Raw genomic sequence first — 16,347 nt, 5'->3', positions numbered from 1 at the left:
TCCTGCTTAATTGTACTATTGGATTGTACAATTATGGAAGGTGTAAAGCAACTGTTTATTAACAATATGTGAAAAAAGGAAATGGTCGCTTAAAAACAATGGATGAGGCATTTTTTGAACCGAAAAATCGTTGGGTTGCTTCGCTTAACCCAACCTGAAAATCCCATCCCTCCATTCACTTCACAAATATTTACTACTACCCTAAAAAAATATATTGATAAAAAATATTATTAAAGATTATAAACCTGCTGGTATTTAATTATTACTTATTTTTAGTTCATGCATGATTGAGAGATAAATATCTTTACTTAAAAGGAGCGGGATCAAGGTGAAAGTAGCTTTTGACAATGAAAAATATATTACAGAACAGTCCACAGAGATCATTGAGCGGGCAAAAAAATTCAATGATAAGCTTTATCTGGAATTTGGCGGAAAACTTCTTTATGACTATCACGCATCAAGGGTGCTGCCGGGATATGATCCAAATATTAAAATGAGGCTTCTTCAGAAGCTTAAAGACCAGGCCGACCTGATCCTTTGCATATATGCTGGTGATATAGAAAGGAAAAAGATGAGGGCCGATTTTGGCATTACATACGACTCAGAGGCCCTGAAACTCATAGATGACTTAAGGAGCTGGGGGATTGATGTGCTGGCAGTGGTTATAACACGATATAATGGGCAGCCATCTGCAAGGCAGTTTAAAAACAAGCTTGAAAGACGCGGTATTAATGTGTTTACCCACCAGTTTACCAAAGGTTACCCGACTGATCTTGACCTTATTGTAAGTGACGAAGGTTATGGGGCAAATGCCTTTATAGAGACAAAAAAGCCCCTTGTAATCGTGACCGGCCCTGGCCCTGGAAGCGGAAAACTCGCCACCTGTCTTACACAGGTTTATCATGAACACAAAAGGGGGATAAACGCAGGGTATGCGAAATTCGAGACATTCCCCATCTGGAACCTGCCTCTTAATCACCCTGTTAATATCGCATATGAGGCGGCTACTGCCGACATCAAGGATTTTAACATGATAGACCCCTTCCACCTTGAGACATATAACGAAAAGGCGGTTAACTATAACCGCGATGTGGAGGTTTTCCCGGTCCTGAAAAGGATTTTGAAAAAGATAAGCGGGGGTGAATCTCCGTACCATTCCCCCACAGACATGGGTGTAAACCGTGTCGGTTTTGCAATCACTGATGATGAGGCAACCAGGGAGGCATCCAGGCAGGAGATAGTAAGGCGGTTCTTCAGGTATCAGTGTGAATACGCAATGGGGCTTACAGGCAAAGATACTGTTGAGCGGGCAGAACTCCTTATGGAGGATTTTAATATCACCCCTGAATACAGAAATGTTGTAAAACCGGCCCATGAGGCTGCTGTTGAGGCCGGGAAAAAGAACAAGGGGAATGAGGGCATATTCTGCGGCGCTGCCATTGAGTTAAAGGACGGCACAATTGTGACAGGCAGCAATTCCACCTATCTTCATGCTGCATCAGGCCTGATACTTAATGCGATAAAACATCTTGCAGAGATACCTGACAAGATTAAGATTCTCTCACCCAATATAACAGAGTCAGTCATGAACCTTAAAACAAGGGTGCTGAATGAAAAGAACCTGAACCTTGATCTCCTTGAGACACTGATCGCATTAAGCATAAGCGCTACGCACAACCCGGCTGCCCAGCTTGCAATGGAAAAGCTGAATGAGCTCAGGGACTGCGAGGTGCATATGACCCATATCCCGACACCTGGTGATGAGGCGGGTTTAAGACGCCTTGGCGTTAACCTTACAAGTGACCCGAATTTTTCTACAAAGGATCTGTTTATTAGTTAAAAGGCTATGGTTTAACTGGGGTAAACCAGGTTTTCAGGATAATTTTTAATTTATTAAAAGATGGATCTATACAACGTTCCAAACTGACTGTTTGAGCCAGATCAGCAAAAAGTCTGGAAGAAAAGGGCTGACGTACTTCTTTCATGGCAGACCGAAGGGCCTCTTTTGGTCGTTCAGGTTTAAGCCTTTCCCTTGACCAATAAGGGGTATTTGATTTAAGCCATTCACGCAGAGGAGGTTTTCGATTATTCCAGCCAAACACCTTATCAACTTCCGAAGAGTCGCTCCACACCCATGCTTCCAATTCAGGATCAATTACTATTGCAGCACAGCGTTCATCCCAACCATTTATTGAAAGTCTTCTTTCTACTTCTTCTTCAATTTCTGTTGAACTGTATTTTTCCCTGCCACAACCTTCCTTATCAAATAGTACCATACTATACCGATAATAACGTATATCTTCACGAAGATAATTATGACAATCCGTAAGACACCCGGCATCTCTCTGGATATGTCTTTTTATGTCAAACACTATCTTTTGAATACCGAGGGACTGATATCGTTCAAGAAGTGAGTGTATAACAAATTCCATCTCACTGTCCGCTACAACTATGATCAGGTCTTTCAGATATTGTTCAGAATTCATCCCAGTACACCTCCTGCAAAATATACAGAGAGGTTAGGTTCTCCTTGCCATTCCTTTAATTTAGGATGACGATCTCCTGATATTATATCTGTTGAGCCATCATCTCTTTTAGCAAAACAAAGGACTTTGCTTGAATCTTTGGGCTTTATCAGACTCAGCAGTACAGGTGAATGGGTAGCAAGGAGTACCTGTGCATCATAAACTGAAGATAAAGATTGGAATACTGTTTCAGCCGCTTTTGGATGAATGCCATTTTCCGGTTCTTCAATCAAATAGATACCATTGAATTCAGGAAGATAGGCTGGAAGTGTTAAAGCAAGCAACCGAAGTGTTCCATCGGATGCAAGCCAGGATGGAATTTCAAGATCATTTGCATATTCCAATACAAGATAACGGTGTTTATCATCCTCTCTTAAAACGGTACGGATATCTTTCAGGTCAGGTAAAGCCGTTTGCAAATGCTTAACCCAATTATTGATTCTTTTTATATCTATCTGTTCAATAACCCAAGGCAGATTCGATCCATCAGGTTTAAATCCGCGACTCTGCCCAGGTGGACTTGCCCTTCTGATCAAGTCGCTGTTAAGTACAAATCTTTGTGTTTCCTGCATTAGAAAGTTTCTAAGCCATGAGGAAACAGGAAAGCTTGATTCATCAGCAGGAAGATTTCCGAGTGCAGATTTCTTGGGCGACTGCTTCCACGATGGACTATAACCTTTTGATGTCTCAACTGTAAAATTGTCATTTCCACCTATTACTTTACTTACAACCAGTTGTCTGCTTCCTCCTGAACGAATTCCTTTTTTAGGTAATAAGATTGTTTCAGGCTCAAATATGTTTTCAGGAAAGAGTTTACGCTGTATCGGATGATCATTAGAGTTTTTCATTAACCATACTCTCTCATCAGAAATGCCAACTCCTTCGCCATCAATATCAATATCAATACCGACCTCATAACGAATGTGTGTATAATTTGGATGTGCAAGAAGATCACGGAGTTTTTGAGGAAATGCAGCTTCGATAGCAAGTTCAAATCCCTTACCAGCCCTGTTCCAGGTAAGGTCTTTTGGATATGTAGAGCGATTCCTGATGGATGATTCAACACCTGAAGAGATTAATTCACTTAGAAAATTAACCACATCCAGAAAGGTTGTCTTACCTGTGGCATTTGCGCCAACCAGAAGCTGGAATGGCTCAAGTTTCTGATCAATATATCGAAGGCACCTGTAATTCTTTGCTTGGATTCGGGTAATCATGAAAACTCCTTCTATACAAAAAATGCAGCATATTTTGTCTGTATTGAACGTAAGATTATCAATAAGGCTAATAGGCTGAAAAAGCAAGGGAAAAAGCTGGTTATCAAGCTATTCAATCTTATCAGTTCAGGCGCCCCGGATTATGACCAAAACCTTTCATACAGGTTGATTCAGATTCTCTTTTAGGATATAACCACAGCCCATAACCAGAGAGGATCAGTAATTAAAATGCGTAAAATTTTTTTGTTGCCTGTTGTACTCTTGTTTTTTGGGGTCATATTTAATCCGGGATACGCTCTTGCGGAAAAACCCGAAATAGTACTCACCTTTACCAACTGGACATCACAAACCTCACCACCGGGCAGGGCAACGGAAAAATGGATCGAGATGATAGAGACCCGTACCCAAAACAGGGTAAAGGTGAGGCCATTCTATAATGCAACACTGCTTACAGGCAAAAACACCATAGAGGGTATATTAAGGGGTGTTGCGGACGTTGGGATGAATGCATCATCCTTCAGGCCAGAAAGGTTCCCCATGATGGCACTCCTCAATTATCCACATCCGTACAAACATACAATGGTGCCGGTTCTTATTGCCTGGGATATGTATAACAAATTTGACCCTCCGGAATTTGCGGGGGTAAAGGTCATCTCATTCAGTTGTAACGGCCTTGGTGAAAAAGGTGGAGGATTCTTTGGCAGGTTTCCTGTAAACTCAATAGATGACTTCAGGGGAAAAGAGATAAGGTCAACCGGGACCGGTGTTCAGGCCCTTGAAAAACTTGGCGCCTCACCTGTGTTTTTGCCGGTATCAGAGATATATGAGGCGCTTCAGAAAAATATCATAAAGGGCAATTACACCACATTCGAGATAATAAAACCCTTCAGGTTCAATGAGGTAATCGATTATATTACCTCATTTCCGGCGCCGGCTGCTGTGATGTTTACAATCGTTAATGAAAAGAGGTTCAATTTATGGCCTGATTATCTTAAGAATGCAGTAAACGATATCAGGATGGAGCACAGTGAGTGGGCAGGCAATTTTGCCCATAAGGCAGGAGAAGACGGCCTCTCATTTGCCGTTGAGAACGGGGTAAAGATGACAGAGATTTTACCAGCAGAAAGGGCGAAGATGATGAAGTTGTTAAGCTCAATGATGGATGAATGGCTTGAACAGACTACAGCCAGGGGGCTCCCTGCAAGGGAATGGCTTGATGAATTTAATCGGCTGCTTGAAAAGTATAATAATATTTATTAGGCATGTATTAAGGGGTTTTTATATATCTCTATGGTCAGGAATGTAGGTGCACGCTGCAGCGTGCCCGTGGTGGCATTGTACCGGGTATGATTAAAAGGCACGGTGCGCAGTGCCCCTACGTTAGTAAACAGCGAAATGATTATACCTATATGAAAGGAACGGATCTTGGTTATTTTTGAAAAAACAGTAAACTTCATTTCCCGCTTTCTCAACTGGATAGCAGGTATCTCTGTTATTGCCATTATGGTAATAGTATGTATCAACGTTATAGGACGAAGTGTTTTTGGTGCTCCTTTGAAAGGCACTGTTGATATATTGAGTCAGATGGGTGTGCTCGTTATTGCATGTGCTATTGCCTATACCCAGGTTGTTAAGGGACATATACGCATAACCATTTTACTGGACAGGCTTCCCGGGTCGGTAGGACTTATTATCAAGGCCCTTATGGATATCATGGGTGTGATACTCTTTTTTATAATCACATGGCAATCCATCCTTTATACAAAAGGGGTCTATGAGATAGGTGAACTGACAGAGGTATTAAGAATGCCGGTATTGCCATTTGCTGCCATAGTCTCTTTGGGTTGCCTTGCCCTTACCCTTGTTCTTGTTACAGACATTCTCAGGATGCTCTCCGGAGGCGAAAAATGAGCGGAGAGATGATTGGCCTCCTGGGTATCCTGGTAATGGTGTTTCTCATGCTGCTGGGGATGCCCATAGCCTTTTCCATGATCATGGCAGGGTTCCTTGGCTTTGCATGCCTTACGTCATTTGATGGCGGGCTTTTTATCCTGAGTGATAATTTCTATACCCAGTTTAGCTCTTATACAATGCTGGTTATTCCACTCTTTGTCTTTATGGGCGAGATAGCCTTCCATTCAGGGATAAGTAAAAGGATCTATAATACCGCCAATGCCTGGCTTGGTTTTATACCGGGGGGGTTGGCTGTTGCAACAATAGGGGCCTGTGCAGGATTTTCCGCCATATGCGGGTCAAGCGCAGCAACAGCCGCAACAATGGGTACTGTAAGCCTGCCAGAAATGAAAAAGAACAGGTATGACCTCTCTTTAGCTGCTGGAACAGTAGCAGCCGGAGGTACTCTGGGCATACTAATCCCCCCCAGTATTGTGCTTATTGTGTATGGGATACAGACAGAGGTTTCCATTGGTAAGCTGTTTGTTGCCGGAATATTGCCCGGTCTACTGCTCTCTATGCTCTTTATCGGGATAATATTAACTATGTGCATTATCAAACCTTCTCTTGGTGCACCCGCAGCAAAAACCAATCTAAAAGAAAAGATCAGGTCATTATCAGGTACAACTGAGATGATACTCCTTTTTCTGCTTGTCATAGGTGGGCTCTTAATGGGATGGTTCACCCCGACAGAGGCAGCAGGCATAGGCGCTGCCGGGGCCATAGCGATAGGTCTTATCAGGCGCAGTTTAAGCTGGGCAAGTTTTAAGAGCGCCATAACAAACACCACCCGTACATCAGCAATGGTGCTTCTAATAGTTGCGGGTGCAATGATCTTCAGCCGTTTTCTTACAATAAGCGGTCTGCCCCAGGCCCTTGCAGAGTGGGTGCGAGGGCTTAATGCCTCACCCTATGTTGTTTTACTGTGTGTTATGGTTATCTACCTTGTAGGTGGGTGCATAATGGACTCCCTCTCTTTTCTGATCATAACCATCAATATTTTTTACCCTGTGATTATAAAGGCAGGCTTTAACCCCATATGGTTCGGGGTGATGATTGTCATACTGCTTGAGGCAGGGGCCATAACACCGCCTGTTGGTCTTAACGTGTTTGTGATAAAGGGGATAGCCCGTGATATTGAACTGCATACAATCTTCAAGGGTATCATACCATTTCTAATTGCCGTAGTCCTGGGGCTGGTAATCCTCACCATATTCCCGGATATTGTGCTTTTATTGCCTGGGATGATGAGGTAATTAAAGCAGGGGGCCAGGTATAGGCCTAGATCATCAGCGCCCGCTGAATGCCTTTTTTTCAGAGAAGGTGTTATTCTCATTAAACTCGGTCCTTTCAGAGGTCAGCCAATCCTGTAACAGATGGACTGCCGACTGGATCGCCGTGCGCGGGAAAACCGCCTGAACGCCTCGGAGGGGAGGGGACACTGGAATTCAACAAGATATTCCTAACCCTGTTGTCACTTATCATTCACTTTACTATCATTTCTTTTGGTGTTATCTTCTTTTTGCATTTATACTATATGTGAAGGAGAAAAAAATTATGGAAAATGATCTTAAAGAAAAACTAGATACACTCAATGAAATCCTTGTCATGCTTCGGAGTCATCTTTGACCTGGATTCTAAAATATTGGAGCTTGAACGGCTCGATGCAATCATGTCAAAACAGGGTTTCTGGGACAAGCCCCAGGAGGAGGTCTCACGCATATCTCAGGAACGGTCAAATCTTAAGGATACCATAGACAACTGGGAAGGTTTAAAAAAGGAAACAGAGGATATATCCATGCTTATTGAGCTCGCCTCTGAAGAAGATGATAAGGAGTCGATTGAGGAATTTAAAAGGGATATAACCGGTCTGGAGAAAAGGGTGAAAAGTCTTGATCTTCAGTGTCTTATGAGTGATCCTGATGATAGAAGAAACAGCATAGTATCAATTAATGCAGGCGCAGGGGGAACGGAGTCACAGGACTGGGTTGAAATGCTCTACAGGATGTATTTGAGATGGTGTGAATCAAAAGGGTATAAGACCGAGGTAATTGACTACATGCCTGGCGATGAGGCAGGGGTAAAGAGTGTCACATTCTCTGCATCAGGCCCCTATGCATACGGATTCATGAAGGCTGAACACGGGGTTCACCGCATGGTCAGGATATCACCCTTTGATGCAACAGGCAGAAGGCACACCACATTTGCATCTGTTTCAGTTATCCCTGAGGTTGACACAGACATAGATATCAAGATAGATGAAAAGGACCTCAGGATCGATGCATTCAGGGCAAGCGGGCCTGGCGGGCAGCATGTTAACAAGACAAGTTCAGCAATCAGGATAACACATATTCCAACAAATACTGTTGTGCAGTGCCAGAATGAAAAATCCCAGCACAGGAACAAAGAGATGGCAATGATGGTACTGAAAGCAAGGCTGTATGACCTTGAAAAAGGCAAGCAGGATCAAAAGAAACAGGAGATGCACCAGAACCAGAAGGATATTGCCTGGGGAAGCCAGATAAGGTCATATGTGTTTAACCCTTACAGAATGGTTAAAGATCACAGGACAAACGAAGAGGTTGGTAACCTTGAAAAGGTCATGGATGGTGATATTGACACTTTTATTGATGCCTATCTCAGGATGAAACGTTAGAGTAATTTATGACAACAATATTTGAGGAAACCGGTATTAAAGGTTTAAAGATAAAGAACCGTCTTGTGAGGTCTGCCACATGGGAAGGTATGTGTGACCCAGATGGCAGGCCAACTGAAAAACTTATAAGCCTCTATAGGGGGCTTACAGATGGTGGCATCGGGCTCCTGATATCTGGTTATACATTTGTCAGACCTGAAGGAAAACAACTTGCAGGTGCACTTGGAATAAACAGCGATGCATTTAAAGAGGAGTATAAGAGGGTTGTTAAAACCGTTCATGATGCAGGAGGAACCATTGCCATCCAGCTTGTGCATGCAGGTGGGCAGGCCATACCTGATAATGCAGGAGGTGAACTGGTTGCGCCATCAGCCGTTATGGTGGCCCATTACCAGGCAAAACCGAGAGCCCTATCTTTCACAGAAATAAAGGAATTGATTAATGCCTTTGGTGAAGGCGCATACCGTGCAAGGGAGTATGGTTTTGATGCTGTACAGCTCCATGCTGCACACGGGTATCTTTTAAACCAGTTCATGTCACCCCATGCAAACCTGAGAAAAGATGAATACGGCGGAGAGATAGAAAACCGGAGCAGATTTGTTATTGAGGTTTACCAGAAGGTAAGGGCAAATGTGGGCGATGATTTTCCGGTAATGATCAAGATGAATTGCGCGGATAATATGGATGGAGGTCTCCAGATCGATGATGGTTTATATGTGGCAAAAAGGCTCTCTGATGCTGGTATTGACGCCATAGAGGTATCATCGGGCAACAGCGCCTCGGGTATAAAATATGGCCCATTAAGGATGAGGGTAAACAGGCCTGAAAAAGAGGCATGGAATATGCCATATGCCAGAGAGGTTAAAAAAATTGTCAACTGCCCTGTCATGGTTGTTGGAGGTTTCAGGTCATATGAGATCTGTGAAAAGGCTGTAAAAGAGGATGCGATCGATTATGTTACCATGTCAAGACCGCTAATCAGGGAACCTGACCTTGCAGCAAGGTGGAAAAGTGGTGACACCACAAAGGCCAGATGCATATCCTGCAACAGGTGCTTTAAACCGGGTGCTGAAGAGGGCGGTATCTATTGTGTTGCAGAAAAAAATGAAAGGGAAAAAGAGATTTAAAAGGATTTTTAAAATAGATGAAAAGTATTTATGTTATCAAGGCTATTGGTGGTAGAAAGGTCAGTTTTCATCCAAAGGGTGAGGAGATAGGCACAGTTGAAATAACTCTTTCCTCTGAAGCCGACAAAGACCCCCTTTTTAAAGATATGCCATCATCAATCCCTGTTCATGTAACTCATGCACAATCAGCCATCATGATTCCACAAGGAGCAACCATACTTGCTTCAAATGATTTTGAACCTTACCATGCCATAAGAATAGGAACCTCTGCATGGGGTGTGCAGTTCCACCCGGAATACAACACGGATATCATGAAGGCATACATTCTAAACCAGGCAGATGATGTAAAGGCATCAGGCCGCAATATTGATGAAATAATGATGACAGTAAAAGAAACCGCTCATGCATCAAGCATCATGAAGAGATTTACCCAAGCATGTAAACAGGATAATTTTTAGGTAAAGATATCTAAATCTCTGGAACTTTTTCAGGGGTTTATGTCCGCAAATATTTCATGCTCCCCACGATTTATTTGAGAATTCATTGTTTTAGTAACTACGTCAGTTAATTTATAGTTGACCGGATTCAGCGCAGAGAGCCTTAACAATTGGTCCCCACAGAGACCGCAGGAACCAGATATCCTATTTTAAAAAGATTGTAGGGGTAGACCAGCGTGTCTACCCTATTTTATTAACCTTTCATTAATATGTCAGTTATCCTGTTCGCATATGCCTTGCTGGCTGGATCATCTGTCACGATCTCTATCTCTTCAGGGCCTGAAACCCCTAACCCAATTTCCACTGCCTGCTTCATCTGATCCTGTTCAAATATCTTTTTCCCCATAATCTGCGGGTTGGAACCCTGCTCCTTTAAGATTGCAAGGCCAACAGCATCAATTGCAACCCTGTCTGTTCCTGCAATTATTACATCTGCCTTTTTTCTTTGCCCCTCCATTGGGCCGCCGTCTGTAAATACCTCAACACCATCAAGAACAATAAGCTCCGGCCTGTATGCGAGATTTATTTCAGCTATCATCTTGCGCATATCAGGTGAGTTATGCAGTTGCGGAAACATATGTTTTTTGTGGACAGCGCCTACAGAGAGTTTCATGGACATGGTAAAATGGCCGCCATAACCATGAGTTTTTATACAGCCTGTTGTGACTGTATATTCAGATTCAACAATGGGACGGGCCATTAAAAAACCACCCTCCCAGTGAGAACCCGGAGGATTAATAATAACCCACTCCTTTTCATTCATCTTTTCAAAATTAATGACTTCAAAACCCTCGTCCCTGGCAAGGGCAAATATCCCCTTTGCCTCCATAACCTTCTGTGTGTCGCCAGGGCCGCACCTGTCGCCAACTGTTACCTTTAAGGCCTCTCTTTTCTTTATCTCCTTAACAAGTGAAGACAAAACATCATTGTGGGTGGAACCGGGTGCAGGGTCAGATGTATTAAAATTTGGTTTAATAAATACCTTTTTGCCCTTCATGGATGGAAATTCGACTAACCCAATTGACTTCTCCACACCTTTATTACGATCACCGGTTTTAACAAGCGATACTTTCTCCTTGCCTACTTTTTTTATTCCAAAGGCAGGCACATTCAGGGAAATACCAGCAATCCCGATCATTGAGGTGTAAATAAACTCCCGTCTGTTTATAAATATCATGTTTAAATCCTCCTTTCAGGCATCAATTTTGCATTTTCCCTGTCAGTATACACACTTTTAGCAAAGTAATAAAGCGGGGATATGAATCGTATAGTAAAATATTACTTAAAACAAATTAACTTGAACTAATTCAGGATAAAAATCGTTTGACAATAATCACTGAAAGATGTAATTTATCAAAAATCCAAATAATTACAGGATATTCACCTATGAAAAAGATAAAAATCCAGTTATTCAAATTATCATTGTTCTTTTTTGTCACAGCAATACTCTATTCCCCTCTTTCCATAGCCGCTGAAAAAATGACTCATACCGTCATTAAAGGCGATACATTATGGGATTTATGCGAGCGTTACTATGGTGACACCAGCGTGTGGCCAAAATTGTGGGAAATGAACAGCTTTATTACAAACCCCCACCTTCTTATCCCAGGTGATGTAATCACCCTCTATGAGATGTCTGAGCTTTTAGCCCAACCGGAAAAAACAGTGCCGGAGGTTCCAAAGACAGAAAAACCTTCACCTGTCATGGGTATTGATATTCGTGGGATTATAAATATCGATAAAATGGGTTTTTATTCGTCTGAAAAAATAGACACATGGGGTACACTCTTTGCCAGTGAGGATAAGAATATTATCCTGAGCAAGGATGATACTGTATATTTAATTTTTGAGAATACGAAAAAAATAAATACAGGGGATGAGTTCAGCATAGGTAAGGTATCCGAGCGTGTAATACACCCTGTAACAAAGGATAAGTCAGGTTATGTTTTTAATGTCTCAGGTAAACTTGTTATTGAGAAAAAGACCGGTTTTACAATGAAGGAAGGGGTCTTGAAAGATAAGGAGAATGTTTATCAGGCAAAGATAACGGAGGCCAACACACCTATTAATATAGATGATATCATATTACCTTTAAGGAATATTCCCGGTTGCATACTTCCTGAATCAAACAGTGGAAATATCCTTGCAAATATCGTTGCTGCAGAACAAAACCTGACCCTTATACATCAATACAATATAATTTATATGGATAAGGGCAGCAATGCAGGTATAAGAAAGGGCAATGTCTTTGAAATAGTGACAACCAATATTGTGAAAGACCCACGGCCCGAAAAGATACTTAAGGTCTGGGAAGAGATGGTCATCCTTCCTGATCGTCATTTTGGCATCGCAATGGTAATTGATACGTATCCTGATAGTGCAACAGCAGTTGTTCTTTCTGCACCTGAGCCGATTGAGATAGGCGCATACATGAAAAGCGTATTATGGACAGAGATACCTGATTATATCTCAGCAAAGGCAAATTGCCCTGCCCAATAAACAGGTCTCTTAAAGAAAAAGCTTGACTACTAAATACAGCTCTGTTGTATATTCCCGCCGTATTTAATACTAACCGGGTTGGCACAGATGTCCTTATGGTCGAATAAAAAATGCTACTGGATTGCCCTGTCCGGGATAAAAGGTATAGGAAATGTAACCTTTAAAAACCTTTTATCAAAGTTTGGTGATCCTGAGGCAATTTTAAGGGTATCCAGATCGGAGTTATCCGATGTGAATGGCCTCAGGAAAGAGACTGTTCAGGATATAGTAAATCAGCGTTTTGAAATTGACCCTGAAGCTGAGTTGAAAAAGGCCGGGGCATGCGGCGCAAGGATTGTTACATTTCATGACCCTGAGTATCCTGCAACGCTTAAAGAGGTACATGACCCTCCCATGATCCTTTATATGAAAGGTGCATGTATTCCTCAAAACAAAAGCTTTATAGCGGTTGTCGGATCGAGAAATGCCACCCATTATGGATTAAAGGTGGCAGAGGAATTTGGTCAGGGGCTTGCAAGGCGAGGCCTTGGTATTGTAAGCGGCATGGCCCTCGGTATTGATGCCTGGTCACACTGGGGTTGTATTGCTGGAAAGGGCTTTACAGTTGCAGTCCTTGGAAGCGGTATTGATATAGTATACCCTGTAGCCAATAGAAAGCTCTATGATAAAATATGTGAGACCGGGACGATTGTGTCTGAATTTCCAATGGGGACATCCCCTTCGCCACCCAATTTCCCGCAGAGAAACAGGATCATAAGCGGTCTTGCCAGGGGGGTGCTGGTTGTGGAGGCCACAAAAAACAGCGGTTCACTTATAACTGCCTCCATTGCCCTTGATCAGGGCAAGGATGTATTTGCAGTTCCGGGGAGCATAGAATCTTATAAAAGCAGGGGATGCCATTTTTTGATAAAGCATGGCGCCATGCTTGCTGAAAATGCGGATGATATCATGGAAGGGCTTGGCCTGAATTATCCCGGTATTTCCAAGGGTGACACCATGATAAAAAGGGTTCTGCCTGAGATGAATGATATGGAAAAAACTATCTTTGAGATAATCGGTGATTACCCGATGCACATTGATGAGATACAGAAGCTGGGCAATATCGTCTCAGGCGAGCTTTCAGGCACCCTTACTAAACTGGAACTCAAGGGGATCATAAAACAGTTGCCTGGAAAGATGTTTATAAAGTAACTTGTTTGTAATTTATAAAACCATATTGATAAACTGGAATCATATAAAGAATGATAGAAGATAAAAAAGAAAAGAGTACTAAGACAATAAACCGGAAAACCCAGACAGGAAAACAGCTTGTTATTGTTGAGTCTCCAGCCAAGGCACGCACCATAAACAAATACCTGGGCAAGGACTATCTTGTAATGGCATCGGTTGGGCACGTAAGGGACCTCCCCGGTAAAAATCCGAAGGGCGTTAAAAATCCTGTGCCTGGCGTTGATCTTGAGAATGACTTTGCCCCGACCTATCAGATAATCAAGGGTAAGGGGACGACAGTAAAGGATCTTAAGGCTGCCGCAAAAGGGGCACCAGGCATATGGCTCGCAACAGACCTTGACCGTGAAGGGGAGGCCATTGCATGGCACCTCGCAGAGGCCCTTGATATTGACATCAAAAGCGCCAAACGTGTTGTGTTTAATGCCATCACAAAACAGGAGATAGAAAAGGCATTCAGTCAACCTCAGCTCATTGACATGGATAAGGTCAATGCACAGCAGGCAAGGAGGATACTTGACAGGATTGTGGGGTACCAGGTCTCACCGCTCCTCTGGAAAAAGGTGGCAGGGGGGTTAAGCGCAGGCAGGGTGCAGTCTGTGGCAGTAAGGCTGCTTGTTGAGAGAGAAAGGGATATAGAGTCATTCATCCCGGAGGAATACTGGAAGATTACAGGCTATTTTACCTTAGATCTCAACTCGTGGGAAAAGCTGGGGGATGAACTGAGGGCATGGTTTGAAAAATCTTCGCCCAAGGCAAAGGGTAGATTAACCGGCAGGACTGTTGAAGAAAAGAATAAATGGCTCTTTGACCATGCTGGTTTTACAGCGGAACTGACAGAGATAAACGGCAGTAAATTCAGACCGCAAAACTACCAGGAGGCGCTTGATACAGCAAAAAGGGCAGGCTTCATACTTGATAAAAAGATAGAGGAAGAGGAGCAGGATAAAAACAGCAGGAGTGGTCTTTTTGTGGTGCTTAAGGGTTATGCTGGAAAAGGCCCTGAATGGCGTGTCAAATCAATTCAGACGAAACGCACAAAAAACAGGGCCAATGCGCCATATATTACCAGCACCCTTCAACAGGCAGCAGTAAACCAGCTGGGTTTTACAACTCAGACCACCATGCGCACTGCCCAGGCCCTTTATGAGGGCGTTGAAATAAGCGGCATGGGTTCTGTCGGCCTTATCACCTACATGAGAACCGATTCTACACACCTCTCACCTGATGCCATCTCAATGGCAAGAGAATTCATAGCAAAGAATTATGGGGAAAAATATCTTCCTCAAAAACCAAACTATTTTGCCTCGTCAAACAAATCGGCCCAGGAGGCGCATGAGGCTATCAGGCCGACTGATGTTGTACTCACCCCTGACAGGGTAAGGGCATCGCTCACTGATCAGCAGTACAAGCTTTACCGGATCATATGGGACAGGTTCGTTTCATCCCAGATGAACGAGGCAGAGTGGGATTATACCTCTGTCCTGATTTCAGGGGTCGATAATGGGGATGAGTTTATATTCAAAGCAACAGGAAGGGTGCTGATCTTTGACGGCTATTACAGGGTTATTGGCGTACCCAATTCATCGGATGAGGCTATACTGCCCAAGTTAAAAAACAACCAGGAGTTAGCTGCCTTTCATATTGAACCCATGCAGTATTTTACATCTCCACCGCCCAGGTATACTGAGGCATCACTTGTGAAAAAACTTGAGGCAGAGGGTATTGGCAGGCCAAGCACCTATGCCCAGATAATACAGGTCATACAGAACAGAAAATATTCCGAAAAGATCAAGAATCGTTTTTATGCAACAGACCTTGGAAAGGTGGTTACAGATAAACTGGTTGATGCATTCCCGGACATCCTACAGGTAGGCTATACCAGGGATATGGAGCAGAAGCTGGATGATATAGCTGACAAACATGCTGACTGGGTGCAGATGCTCAGGGATTTTTATGGCCCCTTTAAGACCGACCTTGAGAAGGCATACAGTGACATGGAACATGCCAAGGCTGAGATAGAGCCTGCTCCCCATAAATGCCCCCAGTGCGGGAGCGGAACAGTATACCGCTTTGGTAAAAACGGGCGTTTCTTAAGCTGTGCAAGCTATCCAGCTTGCAAATATGCCGCGCCCATAGACCGGAACGGGGCGCCCTCTGTACCAGAGCAGACTGACATAGCCTGCCCCAAATGCGGAGAGCCGATGCTCATGAAAAAGGGACGTTTCGGGCCTTTTATAAGTTGTAAAAGATACCCTGAGTGTGACGGGATACTTAACCTGGATAAAAAAGGCCATCTGACGCTGCCAAAGGTTCCACCTCTTGTTACTGATCTGAAATGCCCTAAATGTGAGGCTAATATGAACATAAGAAGAGGGGCAAAAGGCCCCTGGCTTAGCTGTTCCAGGTTCCCGAAATGCAGGGGAAGGCTGGGCTGGGCGCCCCTTGATGATAAGACAAAAAAATCTATAGAAAAGGCCCTTGATGAACATGAAAAGAATAACCCTCTGCCTGTAATAAAAAACCTGCAAGGGGAGGAGATTGGAGAAAACTATACACCGAAAATGGGAAATCCCGTGGAGGAAGAGGGTAGCCAGGATAAGGATATATAAGAAAGTAATAGAAGTGGATATTGAATATATAAGA

General features: G+C 43.2%; 13 protein-coding genes. 10 read left to right on the top strand and 3 right to left on the bottom strand.

The window, feature by feature from the left end; genetic code table 11:
* The first annotated feature begins 322 nt into the window (after positions 1-322).
* Positions 323-1,840: a DUF1846 domain-containing protein gene (locus GX654_05080; protein ID NLD36226.1), complete on the top strand. Its 1,518-nt coding sequence runs from the start codon at positions 323-325 to the stop codon at positions 1,838-1,840.
* 4 nt (positions 1,841-1,844) lie between these two features.
* On the opposite strand, the gene GX654_05075 is transcribed toward GX654_05080, so the two are convergent.
* Both GX654_05075 and GX654_05070 read right to left on the bottom strand, forming a co-directional pair.
* Entirely contained in the window at positions 1,845-2,486 is a 642-nt protein-coding gene (locus GX654_05075) for a hypothetical protein (GenBank protein ID NLD36225.1), read from the bottom strand.
* The gene (locus GX654_05070) at positions 2,483-3,742 is read right to left on the bottom strand and encodes an ATP-binding protein (GenBank protein NLD36224.1); all 1,260 of its coding nucleotides are present in this window, start codon (positions 3,740-3,742) and stop codon (positions 2,483-2,485) included. The genes GX654_05075 and GX654_05070 overlap by 4 nt, the downstream gene beginning before the upstream one ends.
* Before the next feature lie 228 nt (positions 3,743-3,970).
* Between GX654_05070 and dctP the strand changes: the two genes are divergently transcribed.
* From dctP to GX654_05040, 6 genes are all read left to right on the top strand, one after another.
* The gene (gene dctP / locus GX654_05065) at positions 3,971-5,002 is read left to right on the top strand and encodes a TRAP transporter substrate-binding protein DctP (protein ID NLD36223.1); all 1,032 of its coding nucleotides are present in this window, start codon (positions 3,971-3,973) and stop codon (positions 5,000-5,002) included.
* A gap of 165 nt (positions 5,003-5,167) precedes the next feature.
* A complete protein-coding gene (locus GX654_05060; GenBank protein NLD36222.1) occupies positions 5,168-5,653 on the top strand; it encodes a TRAP transporter small permease in 486 nt (161 codons plus the stop codon).
* The gene (locus tag GX654_05055; protein NLD36221.1) at positions 5,650-6,951 is read left to right on the top strand and encodes a TRAP transporter large permease; all 1,302 of its coding nucleotides are present in this window, start codon (positions 5,650-5,652) and stop codon (positions 6,949-6,951) included. Before GX654_05060 ends, GX654_05055 begins: the two co-directional genes overlap by 4 nt.
* A 301-nt stretch (positions 6,952-7,252) precedes the next feature.
* Positions 7,253-8,351, top strand: a protein-coding gene (prfB, locus tag GX654_05050) for a peptide chain release factor 2 (GenBank protein ID NLD36220.1) whose coding sequence is annotated in 2 segments (ribosomal slippage) — positions 7,253-7,312 and positions 7,314-8,351 — 1,098 coding nt in all. Because the reading frame shifts where the segments join, the coding sequence is not laid out codon by codon here.
* A gap of 8 nt (positions 8,352-8,359) precedes the next feature.
* Positions 8,360-9,478, top strand: a complete 1,119-nt coding sequence (locus GX654_05045; GenBank protein ID NLD36219.1) for an NADH:flavin oxidoreductase — start codon at positions 8,360-8,362, stop codon at positions 9,476-9,478.
* 17 nt (positions 9,479-9,495) lie between these two features.
* Positions 9,496-9,936 (top strand): hypothetical protein, encoded by a 441-nt coding sequence (locus tag GX654_05040; GenBank protein ID NLD36218.1) that lies wholly within the window; start codon positions 9,496-9,498, stop codon positions 9,934-9,936.
* A gap of 232 nt (positions 9,937-10,168) precedes the next feature.
* Here the strand turns inward: GX654_05040 and GX654_05035 are convergent, their stop codons facing one another.
* Complete coding sequence (locus GX654_05035; protein NLD36217.1) at positions 10,169-11,152, bottom strand: DUF362 domain-containing protein; 984 nt, start codon at positions 11,150-11,152, stop codon at positions 10,169-10,171.
* 209 nt (positions 11,153-11,361) lie between these two features.
* Here GX654_05035 and GX654_05030 point away from each other — a divergent pair, with 209 nt between their 5' ends.
* From GX654_05030 to topA, 3 genes are all read left to right on the top strand, one after another.
* Positions 11,362-12,474: a LysM peptidoglycan-binding domain-containing protein gene (locus tag GX654_05030; GenBank protein ID NLD36216.1), complete on the top strand. Its 1,113-nt coding sequence runs from the start codon at positions 11,362-11,364 to the stop codon at positions 12,472-12,474.
* A gap of 87 nt (positions 12,475-12,561) precedes the next feature.
* Positions 12,562-13,665 carry a DNA-protecting protein DprA gene (gene dprA, locus GX654_05025; GenBank protein NLD36215.1) on the top strand — a complete coding sequence of 368 codons (1,104 nt, stop codon included), beginning with the start codon at positions 12,562-12,564 and terminating at the stop codon, positions 13,663-13,665.
* A gap of 50 nt (positions 13,666-13,715) precedes the next feature.
* Positions 13,716-16,313 carry a type I DNA topoisomerase gene (gene topA / locus GX654_05020; GenBank protein NLD36214.1) on the top strand — a complete coding sequence of 866 codons (2,598 nt, stop codon included), beginning with the start codon at positions 13,716-13,718 and terminating at the stop codon, positions 16,311-16,313.
* Positions 16,314-16,347 lie beyond the last annotated feature (34 nt).

Source organism: Desulfatiglans sp., assembly GCA_012513605.1.
GTDB lineage: Bacteria > Desulfobacterota > DSM-4660 > Desulfatiglandales > HGW-15 > JAAZBV01.
The sequence above is the reverse complement of the archived record's forward strand: the minus strand, read 5'-3'. Positions and strand labels throughout refer to the sequence as shown.

Excerpts from the sequence above, each read along its gene's own strand:
- GX654_05055 (NLD36221.1), top strand. The coding sequence starts at position 5,650 with ATGAGCGGAGAGATGATTGGCCTCCTGGGTATCCTGGTAATGGTGTTT.
- GX654_05030 (NLD36216.1), top strand. The coding sequence starts at position 11,362 with ATGAAAAAGATAAAAATCCAGTTATTCAAATTATCATTGTTCTTTTTT.
- GX654_05075 (NLD36225.1), bottom strand. The coding sequence starts at position 2,486 with ATGAATTCTGAACAATATCTGAAAGACCTGATCATAGTTGTAGCGGAC.
- GX654_05045 (NLD36219.1), top strand. The coding sequence starts at position 8,360 with ATGACAACAATATTTGAGGAAACCGGTATTAAAGGTTTAAAGATAAAG.
- GX654_05040 (NLD36218.1), top strand. The coding sequence starts at position 9,496 with ATGAAAAGTATTTATGTTATCAAGGCTATTGGTGGTAGAAAGGTCAGT.
- topA (NLD36214.1), top strand. The coding sequence starts at position 13,716 with ATGATAGAAGATAAAAAAGAAAAGAGTACTAAGACAATAAACCGGAAA.
- GX654_05035 (NLD36217.1), bottom strand. The coding sequence starts at position 11,152 with ATGATATTTATAAACAGACGGGAGTTTATTTACACCTCAATGATCGGG.
- dprA (NLD36215.1), top strand. The coding sequence starts at position 12,562 with ATGTCCTTATGGTCGAATAAAAAATGCTACTGGATTGCCCTGTCCGGG.
- dctP (NLD36223.1), top strand. The coding sequence starts at position 3,971 with ATGCGTAAAATTTTTTTGTTGCCTGTTGTACTCTTGTTTTTTGGGGTC.
- GX654_05070 (NLD36224.1), bottom strand. The coding sequence starts at position 3,742 with ATGATTACCCGAATCCAAGCAAAGAATTACAGGTGCCTTCGATATATT.